We start from the raw sequence: 17,989 nt of genomic DNA on the forward strand, positions 1-17,989 counted from the left end.
CAACCCACCCTGAAGCGCTCGAGCGGAACGGCATCAAGGCGCGACGAACGCGCGACGCAGTCAGCAGGAGGCATTTGAATGGCGAGTCTGTCGGAAAAAATCCAGGACGTCTTCAACGAGCCGGGCTGCGATAAAAACCAAGGCAAATCCGAAAAAGAACGCAAAAAGGGCTGCACCAAGCAGCTCGCGCCCGGAGCCGCCGCCGGCGGTTGCGCCTTCGATGGCGCGAAGATCGCCCTGCAACCCATTACCGACGTCGCCCATCTCGTGCATGGCCCGATCGCCTGCGAAGGCAATAGCTGGGACAATCGCGGGGCCAAGACGTCCGGCTCCTCGCTCTATCGCACCGGCTTCACGACCGACATCGCCGAGAACGATGTCGTGTTCGGCGGCGAGAAACGGCTCTATCGGTCGATCAAGGAAATCATCGACAAATATGATCCTCCGGCGGTCTTCGTCTATCAGACCTGCGTGCCGGCGATGACCGGCGACGACATCGAAGCGGTGTGCAAGGCGGCTGCGGCGAAGTTCAACAAGCCGGTGATCCCGGTGATCTCGCCCGGTTTCGTCGGCCCGAAAAATTTGGGCAATAAGCTCGCGGGCGAGGCAATCCTCGACCATGTGATCGGCACGCAAGAGCCCGAATACACCACCCCCTACGACATCAACATCATCGGCGAATATAATCTCGCCGGCGAATTGTGGCAGGTGAAGCCGCTGCTCGACGAGCTGGGCATCCGAATTCTCGCCTGCATCTCGGGCGACGCGAAATATCATGAGGTCGCTTCGTCGCACCGCGCCCGCGCGGCGATGATGGTCTGCTCCAAGGCGATGATCAATGTCGCGCGCAAGATGGAGGAGCGCTACGACATCCCCTTCTTCGAGGGCTCCTTCTACGGCATCGGCGATATGAGCGACAGCTTGCGCGAGATCGCGCGGCTGCTGATTGAGCGCGGCGCGCCCGCGGAGCTGATGGATCGCACGGAAGCGGTCATCGCCCGAGAAGAGGCGAAGGCCTGGGCGCGCATCGCGCCTTATCGCAAACGCCTTGAGGGCAAGCGCGTGCTGCTCATCACCGGCGGCGTGAAAAGCTGGTCGGTTGTCGCGGCGTTGCAGGAGGCCGGTCTCGAACTCGTCGGCACAAGCGTCAAGAAATCGACGAAGGAAGACAAGGAGCGCATCAAGGAGCTGATGGGCCAGGACGCCCATATGATCGACGACATGACTCCGCGCGAGATGTACAAAATGCTTCGCGAAGCGCGCGCCGAAATCATGCTCTCCGGCGGCCGCTCACAGTTCATTGCGCTGAAGGCGAAAATGCCCTGGCTGGACATCAACCAGGAGCGCCATCACGCCTATGCCGGTTACGAGGGCATGGTCGAGCTCGTCCATGAGATCGACAAGGCGCTTTACAACCCGGTGTGGGAGCAGGTGCGTCGTCCGGCGCCTTGGGAAGAAAAGAGCTGGGAACAGCGCGCCGACGAAGCGATCGCTGCTGAGGCAGCCGCCCTTGCCGCCGATCCGGTAGCTGCCGAAGCGGCGCGGCGCGACAAGCAGGTTTGCTCCTGCAATCTCATCTCGGTTGGCGCGATCGAAGACGCGATCCGCGACGGCGCCAATGACGTCGCCGCTGTCGGAAAAGCGACGGCCGCAGGCACGGGCTGCGGTGGTTGTCAGGAACGCATCGCCGCCTTGCTCGAGGCGGCGTCCAACGCGAGCGCGGTCGCCGCGCCGCAAGCGGCTTGAGGCTCGATATGGCGCGCGTCACCGTCTCCAAGAAATCCTGCGCGGTAAATCCGCTGAAAATGAGCCAGCCGATCGGCGGCGCCCTCGCCTTCATGGGCGTCTCAGGCTGCATGCCGGTGCTGCATGGCTCGCAGGGCTGCACCTCCTTCGGTCTCGTGCTCTTCGTTCGGCACTTCAAGGAAGCCATCCCGCTGCAAACCACGGCGATGAATGAAGTCGCGACGGTTTTGGGCGGCCTCGAAAACATCGAGCAGGCGATCCTCAACATCGTGAAACGCGCCAAGCCGCAGGTCATCGGCATTTGCTCGACCGGCGTGACGGAAACCAAGGGCGACGATGTCGACGGCTATCTGCAGTTGGTGCGCAAGCGCCACCCGGAACTCGACGACATCGGCATGGTCTATGTCTCGACCCCCGATTTCAAGGATGCGTTCCAGGACGGGTTCGGCAAGACCGTCACCAAGCTGATCGAAACCTTTGTGCCCGACGAAATCCCCTCGCGGCGTGCGCCGCAGCGCGTGAATGTGCTTGCCGGCTGCCATCTCACGCCCGGCGACATCGACGAGCTGCGCGACATCATCGAAGCCTTTGGATTGGAGCCGACCTTCCTGCCGGATCTCTCCGGCTCGCTCGACGGGCATATTCCCGACGACTTCACGCCGACGACGCTGGGCGGCGTCACCAAGGAAGACATCGCCGCCATGGGCAGCGCGGCCTGGACGATCGCCGTCGGCGAGCAGATGCGCGCCGCTGCGGAATTGCTGCAAAAGCGCGCCGGCGTGCGCTACGAGCTGTTCGAGCGGCTCACTGGCCTCGCGCCCAATGACGAACTCATCGGCCTGCTGTCACGGATCAGCGGTCGTCCGGTTCCGATCAAATTCAGGCGCCAAAGGGGTCAGCTTGTCGACGCCATGCTGGACGGGCACTTTCACTTCGGCGGAAAGCGCATCGCCATCGGCGCCGAGCCCGATCTTTTGTTCGCGATCAGCCAATGGCTGACGGAAATGGGCGCGGAAGTGACGGCGGCCGTGACCACGACACACTCGCCGGTGCTCGAAAAGATCATGACCGAAGAGGTGCTGATCGGCGACCTCGAGGATTTGGAGAACCGCCTTGCCGGCTGCGATCTGATGATCACCCATTCCCACGGGCGCCAAGCCTCCGAACGCAGCGGCGTGCCGCTCTATCGCATGGGCCTGCCGATGTTCGATCGCATCGGCGCGGCGCATGAGCTGTCTGTCGGATACCGCGGCACGCGCGATCTCATCTTCAAGCTCGGCAATTTGTTCATCGACCAGGTTCCGGAGCCCACCACCGAGACGTGGCGCGGGGAAAGCGCGGAACACGACGGCACGACGCTTGCGTCGGAGAATGACATCGCGCCGATCAGCGCTCACTGACGACATAGGAGGCGTCATGAAAGTCGCATTCGCCACCCAAGACCTCGAAAGGGTCGACGCCCATTTCGGCTGGGCCAAGAACATCGCGATCTACGATCTCTCGCCCGACTCCTACACTTTCGTCGAGGCCGTCGCTTTTTCCGGCGACCTTCAGGAAGACGGCAACGAGGATAAGCTGCAGCCGAAGCTCGAAGCGATCAAGGATTGCGCGATCCTCTATGTGGCCGCGATCGGCGGCTCGGGCGCCGCGCGCGTCGTTGCATCGAACATTCACCCGATGAAGGTCAAAGAGCCCGAAAAGATCACCGATCTGATCGAGAAGCTCCAGGTCGTGCTGCGCGGAAATCCGCCCCCATGGCTGCGTAAGGTTTTGTCGAAGAGCGGCGACCGCAACTTCGATTTCGAGGAGGAGACCGAAAATGTCTGAAGCCGCCGCCGTAGAAGCCGCATCGAAGCCCGAGGACAGCATCTTCCTCAAGGAGCTGATCAAGGTCTGGCGCGCGCAGGACACGCATGGAACCTGGGAGAAGAAGACCGACCTCAGCCTCCTCGATCCCTATATCGTCACCAAGGAGCAGCGCAAGGAAATCCCGATCATCGGCGATCCGGACCCTGAGATGCTCTGGCGTCTCGAGCTGTTTTACAACGCTGTCGGCCTCGCCATCGAGCGCCGCACGGGCTGCATGGTGCAGCCGATGATGAAGATGAGCCATGAGGGCTTCGGCCGCATGATCCTGACCACCGGCCGTCTCATCGTCGTGAACAAGCAGTTGCGCGACGTGCATCGTTTCGGCTTCGAGTCGTTCGAGAAGCTTGCGTCGGAAGGCGAGAAGTTCGTCGACGCCGGCGTCGAGATGATCGAGAAATTCCCCGAAGTGGCCAAGTTCTGATCGGAGGCGCGGAGAATGAGCAGCGTCGATGAATTGAAGGCGGAGATCAAAAAGCTCTCGGCCAAAGCGATGAACATGAAAATGAACCTGCACGACCTCTCGGAGGAGCTGCCGGTCAATTGGACTACCATCATGTCGATTGCGCAGGAGACTCATGACGCCTATGCGGCGTTGGAGGCGGCGCGCAAAAAACTCAAGGAACTCGAGGCTGCCTAAATGAGCGAGTTCAAGACGCGAGACGGCTCGCCTTATACGCCGCTCTATCTCACCGACATCAACGCCGAGACCTGCATCGGCTGCGGACGTTGCTTCAAGGTCTGCCCGCAAAGCGTGATGGCGCTTTACGGCGTCAATGACGAGGGTGAAATCCTCGGCATTGTCACCGAGGACGACGACGATGATTTCGACGGCGATCTCAACCGCAAGATCATGAAGGTGGAGCACGCCGGCGCCTGCATCGGCTGCAACGCCTGCTCGAGGGTCTGTCCGAAAAACTGCCAGACCCATTTGCCCGCGGAAGAGATCGCGGCCTGACCGATGAATATGCTCGCGCCCCCCCATCGACAAATGGCGGGCGCGCGCCCTTTACCAACGGCCGAGCAGATTTACTGCGCCATCCGCGCAGACGCCACCAATCTTGCCGCAGCCGATCCTTTTACCGCGCATGTCCTCGGCTGCGCGCTGACCATCGGCCTTTCCGAGGCGCTGGAACGTGGAGATACGCTCTCTTCCGGTCTCGGGCTCGACCGCGCCAGCCTCGAAGCTTTGACAACGCAATGGGCTCCGGGCGCGCGGCAATTTTTCGACCTTCAAGCCGAACCGGAAAAACTCGATCTCGACGAGGAAGAGACACAGCTTCACGAGCTGCTCGCCCGCTTCAAATCGGACACCACGCCGCTCTGCGCCTGGATGATCTCGATCGTCGCGCGTCGCGCCATGTCGCCGCGCCACCTTTGGCAAGATCTCGGCCTGATCGAGCGCAGCGAGCTCACCAAGCTGATGGCGCAGTGGTTTCCGGCGCTTGCGGCGGCCAATGTCGACAATATGAAATGGAAGAAATTTTTCTACCGCAAGCTTTGTGAGCTCGAGGGCTTTTCGCTCTGCGCGGCGCCAACCTGCCGCGAATGCGGCGATTTCGACAATTGTTTCGGCGCGGAAGATGGCGCGAGCGTGCTCGCGCGTCTGTCACAGCGCTGATCCTCCCCCGACGCATTCCGCCGAGCGCCTGAAACAGCTTTGTCAGTTCTCTGACAATGTCTGCATTACAGACAAGCAAGGTCATAAAGACCCTTTGGATTTCCATAAGATTCCGCGCTGGCACATCGGTTGCTTTTCCCTTGTCAGACAATCTTAACGAGGGAGCTGTCGCGATGATCGAGCTGACGGATAGCGCGGTGACGGCGGTAAGGTCGGCTATTGCCGGCGCCGGCCAGGAAGTTGAAGGCCTGCGTATCATGGTGGAGGCCGGCGGCTGTGCGGGCCTGAAATACTCAATGGGTCTCGTCAATGAAGCGGACCCCAACGACCATATCTTCGAGAATGACGGCGTGAAGGTCTATGTCGAGGAAGGTTCGCTCGTCTATCTCGACGGCACCAAGATCGACTTCGTCATCGGCCTCGAAGGCTCTGGTTTCACCTTCGACAATCCGCAAGCCAAATCGAGCTGCTCCTGCGGCAAGTCGTTCGGCTGAACCCACGACATCTCGACGGTTCAGACGCGACGCGGGAAGCGCCCAGGAGGCTGGCGATGTGGGATTATTCTGACAAGGTCAAGGATTACTTCTTCAATCCGAAGAACGCCGGCGTTCTGGGCGAGGCCAATGCTGTCGGCGAAGTCGGCGCAATCTCTTGCGGCGACGCGCTGAAGCTGATGCTGAAAGTGGACCCGGAAACGGAAATCATTCAGGACGCGAAGTTCCAGACCTTCGGATGTGGTTCCGCCATCGCCTCCTCCTCTGCGCTTACCGAGCTCGTCATCGGCAAGACTCTGGAAGAGGCCGTCTCCATCACCAACCAGGACATTGCGGATTTTTTGGGCGGCCTGCCGCCGGAAAAGATGCATTGCTCGGTGATGGGCTATGAGGCGCTGCAGGCGGCCATCGCCAATTTCCGCGGCGAGGAATGGCACGACGACCATGAGGAAGGCGCCCTCGTCTGCAAATGCTTCGGCGTCGACGAAGGCGTCATCGAACGCGCCATCCGCATGAACAAGCTGACCTCGATCGAGCAGGTCACGGATTACACCAAGGCCGGCGGCGGCTGCCTCACCTGCTTCGACAAGCTCGAAGAGCTTCTCGCCAAGGTGAATGGCGAACTCGTCGCGGAGGGTCTTCTTGCCGAACATGCGGCCTATCGCATCGGCGGCTCCGACGCCGCCGAACTCAAGGCTAAAGCGAAGGCGAAAAAGGAAGCAGAAAAGGCCCCCGTGCGGGAAGTCGCCGCTCAAGCGACGTCTCCGATCGCGCCCTCTTCTCCCCTGCCGCCGCCTTCCGCCGGCATGACCAACCTCAAGAAGATCCGGCTGATCGAAGAGGCGATCGAGGAGCTTCGGCCGTATCTCAAAAAGGACGGCGGCGACTGCGAGCTGATCGACGTCGACGGCAATAATGTGATGGTCAATCTCAAGGGCGCCTGCATGGGCTGCCAGATGGCGAGCGTCACCATCTCCGGCATTCAGGAACGCCTGATCGCCAAGCTCGGCATGCCGATCCGCATCATTCCCGTGAAGAACAACACTCATTGAGGGGGAAGACCATGCGTCCAGTCTATCTCGACAATAATGCGACGACGCGGGTCGATCCGGTGGTCGTCGACGCCATGCTCCCCTTCTTCACGGAGCAGTTCGGCAATCCGTCGTCGATCCACTCTTTCGGCGCGAGCGTCGGCGTGTCTGTGAAGAAGGCGCGCCAGCAATTGCAGCAATTGCTCGGCGCGGAGCATGATCACGAGATCATCTATACGGCGAGCGGCACGGAAGCCGACAATACCGCCATTTTGTCGGCGCTGGAGGCCATGCCCGGCCGTGACGAGATCGTCACCAGCGCGGTGGAGCACCCGGCCGTTCTCGCGCTCTGCCAGCATCTGGAAAAGATCGGCCGCGCCAAGGTTCATTATATCGGCGTTGACTCGCTCGGGCGGCTCGACATCGAAGCCTATCGCAACGCGCTTTCCGACAAGGTCGCTCTCGTCACGCTGATGTGGGCGAACAATGAGACCGGAACGCTCTTCCCGGTGGAGGGGCTCGCGGAGCTGGCCAAGGAGCATGGCGCGCTGTTTCATACCGACGCTGTGCAGGCCGTCGGCAAAGTGCCGATCGTCCTCAAAGGCAGCGCCATCGACATGCTGTCGCTTTCCGGCCACAAGCTGCACGCGCCCAAGGGCATTGGCGCGCTCTATGTCAAGCGGGGCACGCGCTTCAAACCGCTGCTGCGCGGCGGCCATCAGGAGCGCGGGCGCCGCGCGGGCACGGAGAATGCGCCCGGCATCATCGGCCTCGGCAAGGCGGCGGAACTGGCCATTGAACATATGGTCGACGAGCAGACGCGCGTGAAGGAGCTGCGCGACCGTCTCGAAAAGGCGATCCTGCAGCGCATTCCCAATTGCTTCGTCAATGGCGACCCGCGCGAACGCCTGCCGAACACGAGCAATATCGCCTTCGAATATGTTGAAGGCGAAGCGATCCTGCTGCATCTGACCCGCCAGGGCATCGCCGCCTCGTCGGGCTCGGCTTGCACCTCGGGTTCGCTGGAGCCTTCGCATGTGATGAAGGCGATGAATGTGCCGTTCACGGCGGCGCATGGCTCCATCCGCTTCTCGCTCTCGCGCGACAATGTGCCGGAGGATGTCGATCAGGTGATCGAGGCGCTGCCGAAGATCCTCGAAAAGCTGCGCGAGCTCTCGCCCTTCTGGGACGGCGCGAACAAGGACCCCAAAGATTTCAAACCCGTCTATGCGTGAGTTGAAGCCGTGAACGTCGACCACCCCCGCATTTTTATCAATGACACGACGCTCCGCGACGGCGAGCAGGCGCCGCGCGTCGCCTTCACGGCGCGCGACAAGGTTGCGATTGCGAAAGCGCTCGCAGCCGCGGGGGTGGATGAAATCGAAGCCGGCACGCCGGCCATGGGACGCGACGAAATCGACGCCATCGGCGGCGTTGTGGCCGAAGGTCTTCGCTGCCGCGTGATGGCCTGGTGCCGGTTGAATAAGAGTGACGTCGATGCGGCTTTGTCGGCCGGCGTCTCGCATGTGAATATCTCCGCGCCCATGTCGCGGCTGCAGATCGGCGTCAAGCTCGGCGTCGATGTCGCAACCGTGGCCGAACGTGTGCGCGCGGTCGTTTCTTACGCTTGTGAGCGGGGTCTCACTGTGGCGCTCGGCGGCGAGGATTCGTCCCGCGCCGATCCGCGCGACATCGGCGTCATTCTCCGCGCCGCACAGCAAGCCGGCGCCTGGCGCTATCGCTTCGCCGACACGCTCGGCCTGCTTGACCCGTTCTCCGCCTTCGAGGCGATTTCCAATGTCCGGGCGGAGACCGATTTGCCGATCGAATTCCACGGCCATGACGACGTTGGCCTTGCGACCGCCAATACGCTCGCGGCCATCCGCGCCGGCGCCACGCATGCCTCGGTCACCGTGCTCGGTCTTGGCGAACGCGCCGGCAACGCCGCTCTGGAAGAGATCGCTGTCGCGCTCGGCCATGTCGCGCGGGGCCGCACCAATATCGCCGCCGATCAGCTCCCTGGGCTGGCGAAGCTCGTTGCCCGCGCCGCGCGCCGGCGCATCGGCCGCTCGAAGGCGATCGTCGGCGCCGACGTCTTTACCCATGAGTCGGGCATTCATGTCGCCGCGCTCTTGAAAGACGCGCGCACCTATCAGGGGATCGACCCTGCGCTGCTCGGCCGGCGCAACACTGTCGTGCTGGCCAAGCACTCGGGCGTCGCGGCGCTGAAAAGCAAGGGCGCGGAACTGGGTTTCGACATCGACCGCGATCTGGCGAATGCGCTTCTCGCACAAATCCGCCAGCGCGCGAACGAGAAGGCGGCGCCAATGACGAAGCGTGAGTTGAAGAATCTCTTCAAGAGCGCATGCGGAGGCGCGCCATGAGTCTCGCCGCCTCAGCTCCGCTGACAACCGCCACAACACCGACGCTTTTCGTCAAATTGCGCGGCGACGTCTCCTGCGTTCTGAGCAGAGATCCCGCGGCGCGCAATTCGCTCGAAGTTGCCCTGCTCTATCCGGGCGTTCATGCGATCCTGTTTTATCGCATCGCCAACAGCCTTTGGCGCCGCGGCGTCAAATTCCCGGCGCGATTCCTCTCCTGGTTCGCGCGGCTGATCACTAATATCGACATCCATCCCGGCGCGACGATCGGCGAGCGTCTCTTCATCGATCACGGCGCGGGCGTGGTGATTGGCGAGACGGCGGTCATCGGCGACGACGTCACGCTCTATCACGGCGTCACCCTCGGCGGCACGTCATGGGCGCCGGGCAAGCGTCATCCGACGATCGAAAGCGGCGTGCTCGTCGGCGCCGGCGCTAAAATCCTCGGCCCGATCACCGTCGGCGCGCGCTCCCGCATCGGCGCCAATTCGGTCGTCATAGAGGACATTCCGCCAGAGATGACGGTCGTCGGCATTCCCGGCCGCATCGTGAAAGTGGAGCGGCGCCGCTCGGGGCCGGACGGTCGCATCGACCTCGAACATCATCTCATTCCCGATCCGGTCGGCGACGCCATTTCGGTGCTGATCGACCGGCTCGACTTCCTCGAAACGCGCCTCGCGCATCTGCAGGCGCGCAAGAACGAAACCCTTTCGAAGACCATTGAAAAGGAGACGACGCCATGAGCGTGTTCGACGAATTGCGGAAGCTTCACTCCGCCGAGGATTTCTTCGAAGCGCTCGGCGTCGATTACGACCCGGCCGTGGTGCGCGTCGCGCGCCTCCATATTCTGCGCCGCATGGCGGAATATCTCTCCAAGAACGACTTCGACGGCGTCCCCGACGAAGAAACGCGCGCCGCCTGCAAAGAGACGCTCACCAAAGCCTATGAGGATTTCGCGGCCTCTTCGCCCATCGCCGAGCGCGTCTTCAAGGTCCACAAGGACGCCGTGAAGCCGAAAGAAGAACCGGCGAAGCCCTTCGTTCCCTTGACCACGCTGACCGTCGCCCGCAGCTGAGCCAGGAAAAGACAAAATGAAAATCCTCGTCTGCATCAAGCAGGTTCCGGATAGCGCGCAAATCCGCGTTCATCCCGTGACCAACACGATCATGCGGCAGGGCGTGCCGACGATCATCAATCCTTATGATCTCTTCTCGCTGGAAGAGGCGCTGCGCCTGCGCGACAAATTCGGCGGCGAAGTCACCGTGTTGACCATGGGCCCGCCCATGGCCTCGGAGTCGCTGCGCAAGGCTTTGGCGATCGGCGCCGACCGCGCCGTGCTGCTCACCGACCGCTTTTTTGCGGGCTCCGACACGCTGGCCACCACCTATGCGCTCGCGCAGGCGATCCGCAAGATCGAGCAGACCTTCGGCAAGCAGGACATCGTCTTCACCGGCAAGCAGACGATCGACGGCGATACGGCGCAGGTCGGTCCTGGCATCGCCAAGCGCCTGAACCTTTTGCAGCTCACTTACATCTCCAAGCTCGTCGACTGCGATCCCGAGAAGGGCGAAGTCGTCGTCGAGCGCCGCGCCGAGGGCGGCGTGCAGGTTCTCAAGACCGCCATGCCCTGCCTCATCACCATGATCGAGGGCTCCAATGAAGTGCGCCGCGGCGCCTTCAACGACGCGCTGCGCGCCGCCCGCGCCGAGATCGTCACCTGGAGCGCCAAGGACGCGGAGATCGAGGATCTCACGAAATGCGGTCTCAAGGGCTCGCCGACCATCGTGAAGAAGGTCTTCGCGCCGGCGCCGCGATCAGAGAAGGCCGCTTTTGTCGAGCCCGGCAAGACGGCGGGCGATTCCGCCGAGGCGCTGATCGCCTCCATCTTCGGGCGCCATCCGGCGCTCGAAGCCGACATGACCAAACTCGCTTCCGGACTCTAGAGCGCGTGGCGAAAAAGTGGAAACCGGTTTTTTGCGCGAAGCGCGCTCGAAAATTCGAAACAGGAGCTGACGATGTCCCCCACGCCGCCGCCCGCCACTCGCGCTAGCGCAAAAAAAGAGCTGCCGGAGCATTTCCGCGGTTACAAGCATGTTTGGGTCTGCGTTGAACAGGAGCGCGGTGACGTTCACCCCGTCTCCTGGGAGCTTCTCGGCGAAGGCCGCAAGCTTGCCGACAAACTCGGCGTCGAGCTCGGCGCCGTCGTGCTCGGCGGCCCCGGAGAGGGCACCAAGGAAGCGGCGGCCGAGGCCTTCCGCTACGGCGCGGATGTCGCCTATCTCGTCGAGCATCCGGTGCTGACGGACTATCGCAACGAGTCTTACGCCAAGGCGGTGACTCAGCTCGTCAACGCCTATAAGCCGGAAATCCTGCTGCTGGGCGCGACGAATCTCGGCCGCGACCTTGCGGGTTCGGTAGCGACGACGCTGCTCACCGGCCTCACCGCCGACTGCACCGAGTTGGCGGTCGACGCCGATGGCTCGCTCGCCGCGACGCGCCCGACCTTCGGCGGCTCGCTGCTCTGCACGATCTACACGCTGAATTATCGCCCGCAGATGGCGACCGTGCGTCCGCGCGTGATGCCGATGCCGGAGCGCGTCGCCGATCGCGTCGGCCGCATCGTGCCCTTCACGCCCGAGCTCGACGAAGACTCGATCATCACCAAGCTGCTGCGCTTCATTCCCGATCGCGACTCCAACAAGAGCAATCTCGCCTTCGCGGATGTGGTCGTCGCCGGCGGCATGGGCCTGCAGAGCGCCGAGAACTTCCAGCTCGTGAAGAACCTCGCCTCCGTGCTCGGCGCCGAATATGGCTGCTCGCGTCCGGTCGTGCAGAAAGGCTGGGTCCCGGCCGAGCGCCAGATTGGTCAGACCGGCAAGACGATCCGGCCGAAGCTCTATATCGCCGCCGGCATCTCGGGCGCGATTCAGCATCGCGTCGGCGTCGAAGGCGCGGATTGCATCGTCGCGATCAACACCGACAAGAATGCGCCGATCTTCGACTTCGCGCATATCGGCATCGCGACCGACGCCATCCGCCTGCTGCCGGCGCTCACCGAAGCCTTCCGCGCAAGACTGTCGCCCCATCAGCGTGATCGGCTCGCGGGCTAATGAACACTTCGAAATTATCCGGCGTGGCGCCGGTTGCATGTGAATGGAGACTGCCATGATCGAAGAAAGATTCGACGCGATCGTGATCGGCGCCGGAATGGCCGGCAACGCCGCGGCGCACACCATGGCGTCCCGCGGCCTCAAGGTACTGCAGCTCGAGCGCGGCGAGTATCCGGGCTCGAAGAATGTTCAGGGCGCGATCCTCTACGCCGATATGGTCGAGAAGATCATCCCGAACTTCCGCGAGGAGGCGCCGCTCGAGCGCCATCTCGTCGAACAGCGTTTCTGGATGATGGGCGATCGCTCCCACACCGCCATCCAATATCGCAACGACGACTTCAACGAAGACAAGCCGAACCGCTACACGATTGTTCGTTCGCAGTTCGACCGCTGGTTCTCCAAGGAAGTGCAGGCGCAGGGCGCGATCGTCATCTGCGAAACGACGGTGATGGAGCTGGTGAGCGACGCTTACGGCAAGGTCATCGGCGTGCGCACGGATCGGCGCGGCGGGACCATCTTCGCCGATGTCGTCGTGCTGTGCGAAGGCGTCAATGGCCTACTTGGCACGCGCGCTGGCCTGCGTCCGTCGCCGAAGCCCGAGCATGTCGCGCTGGCTGTGAAGGAAATGCACTTCCTGCCGCGCGAAACGATCGAAGCGCGCTTCAATCTCCATGGCGACGAAGGCGTCGTCGTCGAGGCGGCCGGCGTCATCTCCAAGGGCATGACGGGCATGGGCTTCGTCTATACCAACAAGGAGAGCATTTCGGTCGGCATGGGTTGTCTGGTTTCGGACTTTGCTGAAAATAAAGATACGCCCTACGGCCTGTTGGAGGCGTTCAAGAACCACCCCTCGATCAAGCCGCTGCTCGAAGGCTCGGAAGTGAAGGAATATGCCGCCCATCTGATCCCCGAGGGCGGGTACAACACAATTCCGGAGCTTTTCGGCGATGGTTGGGTGGTTTGTGGCGACGCCGCGCAACTCAACAACGCCATTCACCGCGAAGGCTCCAATCTCGCGCTGACATCGGGCCGTCTTGCGGGCGAAGCGATCTTCCAGATCAAGTCGCGCAAAGACGCTATGACGAAGCAGAATCTGGCGCTTTACAAAAAGCTCCTCGACGACAGCTTCGTTATGAAGGACCTCAAGAAATACAAGGATATGCCGGCGCTTCTGCACGCCAATTCGCAAAATTACTTCCTGGCTTATCCGCAGCTCGTCTCGAAGGCCATGGAGAATTTCCTGCGCGTCGACGGCACGCCGAAGTTGGACAAGGAGAAGGCCACCATCGGCGCCTTTATAAAGGAACGCAAATGGTCGGGTCTCTTTGGCGACGCTTGGAAGCTTGCGCGCGCCTGGCGCTGACGCATCGAGTTGGCGTTGTTCTTGCGTAATCGAGGAAAGAACATTCCGAGAGGAGAAATCCTATGTCCCTCGCCGCCCGAGTTGAGGAAAAACTCTACCAAAATCGCTATCTCGTGGACGCAGGCAAGCCGCATATCGCCATTCGTCCGCACGAAAAACCCTCTGAAAATCTCCTGGCGATGACTCACATCTGCCCGGCGGGCTGCTATTCTGAAACCAGTTCGGGACAGGTCGAAATCACGCCGGACGGCTGTCTCGAATGCGGCACCTGTCGGGTGTTGTGCGAAGCGTCCGGCGACATCACCTGGAACTACCCGCGCGGCGGTTTCGGCGTGCTGTTCAAGTTCGGATAGGAAACGCCATGCCCAATGTCACTTTCCAGTCGCCCTTGTTGCATAAGAATGTCACTGTTTATGCGATCGCGGGCGATACGTCGACGATCCTCTCCGTCGCCGATGCGAACAAGATTGCGGTCCCGCATGATTGTCGCGACGGCGAATGCGGCTCCTGCCTGATCGAGGTGGTCACGCTGTCGGGAAAGACCATGGGCTCGCTTCTGACCGAGAAGGAAAAGGCCCAGCTCAAATCACTCGGCAAAATCACCGCCGAGGAAATCCGCTTGGCCGAAGTGGAAGATGTGGCGCCAAAATATCGCCTTGCGTGTCAGTATATTGTCCGTGACCAAGATATTCTGGTGAAGTTCAGCGGCGAGCCGGGCGGCGCCTGACGCTCGAAGCGCCGAGAAGCTTCACGAGCCGGCGGTCACGCGACCGCCGGTTTTTTGTTGGTGAACGCGCGTCGGGCAAAAGCATATAAACGTAGGCCGCCCCGTCATTGCGAGGAGCGCAGCGGCGAAGCAATCCAGAGCCGCGATGACGCCCTGGATTGCTTCGCTGCGCTCGCAATGACGAGAGACGCCCGGGACAACGCTCCGAGTTTCGTCGCCGTTGTCGGAGGCGGGTAGGAACCATCTACAAAGACCGCCACCGTCATTGCGAGGAGCGCAGCGACGAAGCAATCCAGAGCCGCTGTAGCTGCCGTGGATTGCTTCGCTGCGCTCGCAATGACGGTGAGAGGCGCACGGGAACAACGCTCCGAGCTTTGTCGCCGTCGCCGGAGGCGGGTAGGAAGCATCTACAAAGCCTGCCCCGTCATTGCGAGGAGCGTAGCGACGAAGCAATCCAGAGCCACGTAGCTGCCCTGGATTGCTTCGCTCCGCTCGCAATGACGGAGTTGTTTTTTATCGGGTCCGCTTAGATTGGGTCGGCGTCATGCCCGACGCTCGCGTAGCGAGCGATCGGGAATCCAGAGCAACCCGCGCTTTTGTGGCTCTGGATTCGACGCGAGCTGTTCAAAAGGAGGTATCAAACGGCCCCGCGCAAACTCCCGCAGCTTCAAACCAGCTTGTCGCCGACCAGGAACTCCATCGCGCGATCGAGCCTGATATGCGGAAGCGGCAAAGGCTCGCGGTCTTTTGCGACCTTGGCGACCGGCGGACGAAATTTCAGGAAGCGGAACTCGGCTTCCTCCTCGTCGAGCGCCAAAGCGTCTCCGCGAAACACCGCTTTCGGATCGGCGGGCAATTCGCCGGGAAAGATCGCGCCTTCCGCGACGCCATCGAAAACATCGTCGCCGATGCGCTCGCCCTCGATCGGCGTCCCGACGATCGCCGACAGCTTCTCACCTTCGTGGCGCACGACGGCTTCGCGCGTCGCCCGCACCGCGGCCATGGCGATCACGTCGATCTCCGCGCCGACCCCTTCCGCCCGGGCAATGGCGCGGCCCGTCAGATGGCGCAGGATCGCCTCCAGCCGGTCGTGGCTCGTATGGTGCAAATGATCGGCCTTTGTCGCCGCAAACAGGATGCGGTCGATCTTCGGGCGGAAGATGGTCGAGAGCAAATTGGAACGACCGGTGCGGAAAGCGTTCAGCACGTCGGTGAGCGCGTTTTCAAGATCGCGCACCGCCGCCGGGCCGGAGTTCAGCGCCGCCAGCGCGTCGACCAGCACGATCTGCCGGTCGAGGCGGGCGAAATGGTCGCGAAAGAACGGCTTTACGACATGGGTCTTATAGGCTTCGTAGCGGCGCTCCATCTCCCGCCCGAGGCTGCGATAGGGCAGCTCCTCGCCCTCCTCCACCGGCAGCGGCGCGAAGGTGAGCGCGGGCGAGCCTTCGAGATCGCCGGGCATCAGAAAACGCCCCGGCGGCAGGGTCGAGAGCGCGAAGCGCTCGGTCTTGGCGAGACGCAGATATTCGGTAAAGAGCCGCGCCAGCTTCTGGGCGGACTGCTCCGCGTAACGCCCCTTGGGATCGACGCCGACGGTTGCGCCGCGCCATTCGGCGGCGATCGGGGCGCGCGCGGCCGCGCTCGCCGCCTCCAGCGTCTCATGCGACCATTGCGCATAGGATTTGCCGAGCAAGGGCAGATCGAGCAGCCATTCTCCGGGGTAATCGACGATGTCTATGTCGAGATGCGCCGTCTCCTGGCCGATATGACGCAGCGACCAGGCGTTGGATTTGAATTCGATGGCGACGCGCAGCTCGGAAATGCGGCGCGTCGATTGCGGCCAATGGCGCTCATCGCCGCTCGTCAGCGCCTCGAGATGCTCCTCATAGGCGAAGCGCGGCACGTTGAAATCCGGCTGCGGATCGAGATGGGCCGAAACGATGCGGCCTTCCGCCAGCGCGCGAAAAACCGGCAGATGCGCCTTGCGCCCGGCCGCCAGCGCGCGCGTCAGATGATGCACGAGAGAGGTGATGAAGACCGTCTTGCCTGAGCGTGACAGGCCGGTGACGCCGAGCCGCAGACGGGCGCCCGAGACGAAATCGGCGAGGCTCTCGGCGGCGACCCGGGTCTCGAACCAAAGATCGGACATTTGCGAGGAAGGCACGGCGGCTCCGGGAAGAGACGAGACGGAACCTCATCTAATCCAAGAGCCGCCAATTTGGGAGAGCGGACCGCGAGCCTTCAGGCTCGCATAGCCAAGAGCGAGCCTGAAGGCTCGCGGTCCATAAGCTCTTACCGCTTCGACATCGGCACATAATCGCGCCGTTTCTCGCCCGTGTAGAGCTGGCGCGGGCGGCCGATCTTGGAGCCGGAATCCTCGATCATCTCCTTCCACTGGGCGATCCAGCCGACCGTGCGCGCCACGGCGAAGAGCACGGTGAACATGGCGACCGGGAAGTTCATCGCCTTCAGCGTGATGCCCGAATAGAAGTCGATGTTCGGATAGAGCTTCTTTTCGATGAAATAGTCGTCCGACAGCGCAATGCGCTCGAGCTCCAGCGCGACGTCGAGGAGCGCGTCCTTGACGCCCAGCTCGTTCAGAACCTCGCGCGTCGTGCGCTGCATGATCTTCGCGCGCGGATCATAGTTCTTATAGACGCGGTGGCCGAAGCCCATCAGGCGGAAGGGATCGTTCTTGTCCTTGGCGCGGGCGATGAACTGCGGAATGCGGTCCGGCGTGCCGATCTCGGAGAGCATCTTCAGCACGGCCTCATTGGCGCCGCCATGCGCCGGGCCCCACAGCGAGGCGATGCCGGCCGCGATGCAGGCGAAGGGATTGGCGCCCGAGGAGCCGGAGAGACGCACCGTCGAGGTCGAGGCGTTCTGCTCGTGATCGGCGTGCAGGATGAAGATGCGGTCGAGCGCGCGGGAGAGGACCGGATTGACCTTATATTCCTCGCAAGGCACGGCGAAGCACATGCGCAGGAAGTTCGACGTGTAGTCGAGGTCGTTCTTGGGATAAACGAAGGGCTGGCCGATCGAATATTTATAGGCCATCGCCGCCAGCGTCGGGATCTTGGCGATCATGCGCGTCGAGGCGACCATGCGCTCGACCGGATCGGCGATATTGGTCGAGTCGTGATAGAAGGCCGAAAGCGCGCCGACGGACGCCACCATGACCGCCATCGGATGCGCGTCGCGGCGGAAGCCCTGGAAGAAGCGCGCCATCTGCTCATGCACCATGGTGTGGCGCGTGATGCGATAGTCGAAATCGGCCTTTTGCGCGCCCGTCGGCAATTCGCCATAGAGCAGCAGATAGCAAGTCTCGAGAAAGTCGCCGTGCTCGGCGAGCTGCTCGATCGGATAACCACGATAGAGCAACACGCCCTCGTCGCCGTCGATGAAAGTGATCTTCGACTCGCAAGAGGCGGTGGAGGTGAAGCCGGGATCAAAGGTGAACATCTCCGTCTCGGCGTAGAGACTGCGGATGTCCATAACGGACGGTCCCATCGTGCCTTCCATGACGGGAAGGTCGATGGTTTTGCCGCCCACTGAGAAAGAAGCCTTGTTGTCGGCCATTGCGCACCCTCGTTAGTCGGCCCGGACGCGCAGCGGCGCCGTGCCCCAGCCGCCGCGACGTTCTCTTATAA

Annotated in this window: 20 protein-coding genes; 18 read left to right on the forward strand and 2 right to left on the reverse strand. The window is 62.3% G+C overall.

Annotation, left to right across the window (positions count from 1 at the left end; translation table 11 throughout):
- Positions 1-78 precede the first annotated feature (78 nt).
- From nifE to JJT62_RS13905, 18 genes are all read left to right on the forward strand, one after another.
- Entirely contained in the window at positions 79-1,746 is a 1,668-nt protein-coding gene (gene nifE, locus JJT62_RS13820; protein ID WP_202073362.1) for a nitrogenase iron-molybdenum cofactor biosynthesis protein NifE, read from the forward strand.
- A gap of 8 nt (positions 1,747-1,754) precedes the next feature.
- A complete protein-coding gene (gene nifN / locus JJT62_RS13825; RefSeq protein WP_202073363.1) occupies positions 1,755-3,146 on the forward strand; it encodes a nitrogenase iron-molybdenum cofactor biosynthesis protein NifN in 1,392 nt (463 codons plus the stop codon).
- A gap of 16 nt (positions 3,147-3,162) precedes the next feature.
- On the forward strand, positions 3,163-3,573 hold the full coding sequence (nifX, locus tag JJT62_RS13830; protein WP_202073364.1) for a nitrogen fixation protein NifX: 411 nt from the start codon (positions 3,163-3,165) through the stop codon (positions 3,571-3,573).
- A complete protein-coding gene (locus tag JJT62_RS13835; RefSeq protein WP_202073365.1) occupies positions 3,566-4,036 on the forward strand; it encodes a NifX-associated nitrogen fixation protein in 471 nt (156 codons plus the stop codon). Before nifX ends, JJT62_RS13835 begins: the two co-directional genes overlap by 8 nt.
- Positions 4,037-4,051: 15 nt before the next feature.
- Positions 4,052-4,252, forward strand: a complete 201-nt coding sequence (locus tag JJT62_RS13840) for a CCE_0567 family metalloprotein (protein ID WP_202073366.1) — start codon at positions 4,052-4,054, stop codon at positions 4,250-4,252.
- Positions 4,253-4,570 carry a ferredoxin III, nif-specific gene (gene fdxB, locus JJT62_RS13845; protein ID WP_202073367.1) on the forward strand — a complete coding sequence of 106 codons (318 nt, stop codon included), beginning with the start codon at positions 4,253-4,255 and terminating at the stop codon, positions 4,568-4,570.
- 3 nt (positions 4,571-4,573) lie between these two features.
- Positions 4,574-5,233 carry a nitrogen fixation protein NifQ gene (locus JJT62_RS13850; RefSeq protein WP_202073368.1) on the forward strand — a complete coding sequence of 220 codons (660 nt, stop codon included), beginning with the start codon at positions 4,574-4,576 and terminating at the stop codon, positions 5,231-5,233.
- 173 nt (positions 5,234-5,406) lie between these two features.
- Positions 5,407-5,727, forward strand: coding sequence for an iron-sulfur cluster assembly accessory protein (locus tag JJT62_RS13855; protein WP_202073369.1), 321 nt, complete (start codon positions 5,407-5,409; stop codon positions 5,725-5,727).
- A 56-nt stretch (positions 5,728-5,783) separates the two neighbouring features.
- Positions 5,784-6,779 (forward strand): Fe-S cluster assembly protein NifU, encoded by a 996-nt coding sequence (nifU, locus tag JJT62_RS13860; RefSeq protein WP_202073370.1) that lies wholly within the window; start codon positions 5,784-5,786, stop codon positions 6,777-6,779.
- Positions 6,780-6,790: 11 nt separating this feature from the next.
- Positions 6,791-7,993 carry a cysteine desulfurase NifS gene (gene nifS, locus JJT62_RS13865; RefSeq protein ID WP_202073371.1) on the forward strand — a complete coding sequence of 401 codons (1,203 nt, stop codon included), beginning with the start codon at positions 6,791-6,793 and terminating at the stop codon, positions 7,991-7,993.
- Positions 7,994-8,002: 9 nt separating this feature from the next.
- The gene (nifV, locus tag JJT62_RS13870) at positions 8,003-9,142 is read left to right on the forward strand and encodes a homocitrate synthase (protein ID WP_202073372.1); all 1,140 of its coding nucleotides are present in this window, start codon (positions 8,003-8,005) and stop codon (positions 9,140-9,142) included.
- Positions 9,139-9,882: a serine O-acetyltransferase gene (gene cysE / locus JJT62_RS13875; protein WP_202073373.1), complete on the forward strand. Its 744-nt coding sequence runs from the start codon at positions 9,139-9,141 to the stop codon at positions 9,880-9,882. Before nifV ends, cysE begins: the two co-directional genes overlap by 4 nt.
- Complete coding sequence (gene nifW / locus JJT62_RS13880) at positions 9,879-10,214, forward strand: nitrogenase stabilizing/protective protein NifW (protein ID WP_202073374.1); 336 nt, start codon at positions 9,879-9,881, stop codon at positions 10,212-10,214. The genes cysE and nifW overlap by 4 nt, the downstream gene beginning before the upstream one ends.
- 16 nt (positions 10,215-10,230) lie before the next feature.
- Positions 10,231-11,082 carry an electron transfer flavoprotein subunit beta/FixA family protein gene (locus JJT62_RS13885; protein ID WP_202073375.1) on the forward strand — a complete coding sequence of 284 codons (852 nt, stop codon included), beginning with the start codon at positions 10,231-10,233 and terminating at the stop codon, positions 11,080-11,082.
- A 72-nt stretch (positions 11,083-11,154) separates the two neighbouring features.
- Positions 11,155-12,249 (forward strand): electron transfer flavoprotein subunit alpha/FixB family protein, encoded by a 1,095-nt coding sequence (locus JJT62_RS13890; protein WP_202073376.1) that lies wholly within the window; start codon positions 11,155-11,157, stop codon positions 12,247-12,249.
- Positions 12,250-12,304: 55 nt separating this feature from the next.
- Positions 12,305-13,612: an FAD-dependent oxidoreductase gene (locus tag JJT62_RS13895; protein ID WP_202073377.1), complete on the forward strand. Its 1,308-nt coding sequence runs from the start codon at positions 12,305-12,307 to the stop codon at positions 13,610-13,612.
- A gap of 62 nt (positions 13,613-13,674) precedes the next feature.
- Positions 13,675-13,965 carry a ferredoxin family protein gene (locus tag JJT62_RS13900; RefSeq protein ID WP_165049071.1) on the forward strand — a complete coding sequence of 97 codons (291 nt, stop codon included), beginning with the start codon at positions 13,675-13,677 and terminating at the stop codon, positions 13,963-13,965.
- Positions 13,966-13,973: 8 nt separating this feature from the next.
- A complete protein-coding gene (locus JJT62_RS13905) occupies positions 13,974-14,339 on the forward strand; it encodes a 2Fe-2S iron-sulfur cluster-binding protein (RefSeq protein ID WP_202073378.1) in 366 nt (121 codons plus the stop codon).
- Positions 14,340-15,006: 667 nt separating this feature from the next.
- Here the strand turns inward: JJT62_RS13905 and JJT62_RS13910 are convergent.
- The gene (locus JJT62_RS13910; RefSeq protein WP_202073550.1) at positions 15,007-16,488 is read right to left on the reverse strand and encodes a YcjX family protein; all 1,482 of its coding nucleotides are present in this window, start codon (positions 16,486-16,488) and stop codon (positions 15,007-15,009) included.
- A 143-nt stretch (positions 16,489-16,631) separates the two neighbouring features.
- Positions 16,632-17,918 (reverse strand): citrate synthase, encoded by a 1,287-nt coding sequence (locus tag JJT62_RS13915; protein WP_202073379.1) that lies wholly within the window; start codon positions 17,916-17,918, stop codon positions 16,632-16,634.
- Positions 17,919-17,989 lie beyond the last annotated feature (71 nt).

This window comes from Methylocystis sp. Sn-Cys, assembly GCF_016745395.1.
Taxonomy (GTDB): Bacteria; Pseudomonadota; Alphaproteobacteria; order Rhizobiales; family Beijerinckiaceae; genus Methylocystis; species Methylocystis iwaonis.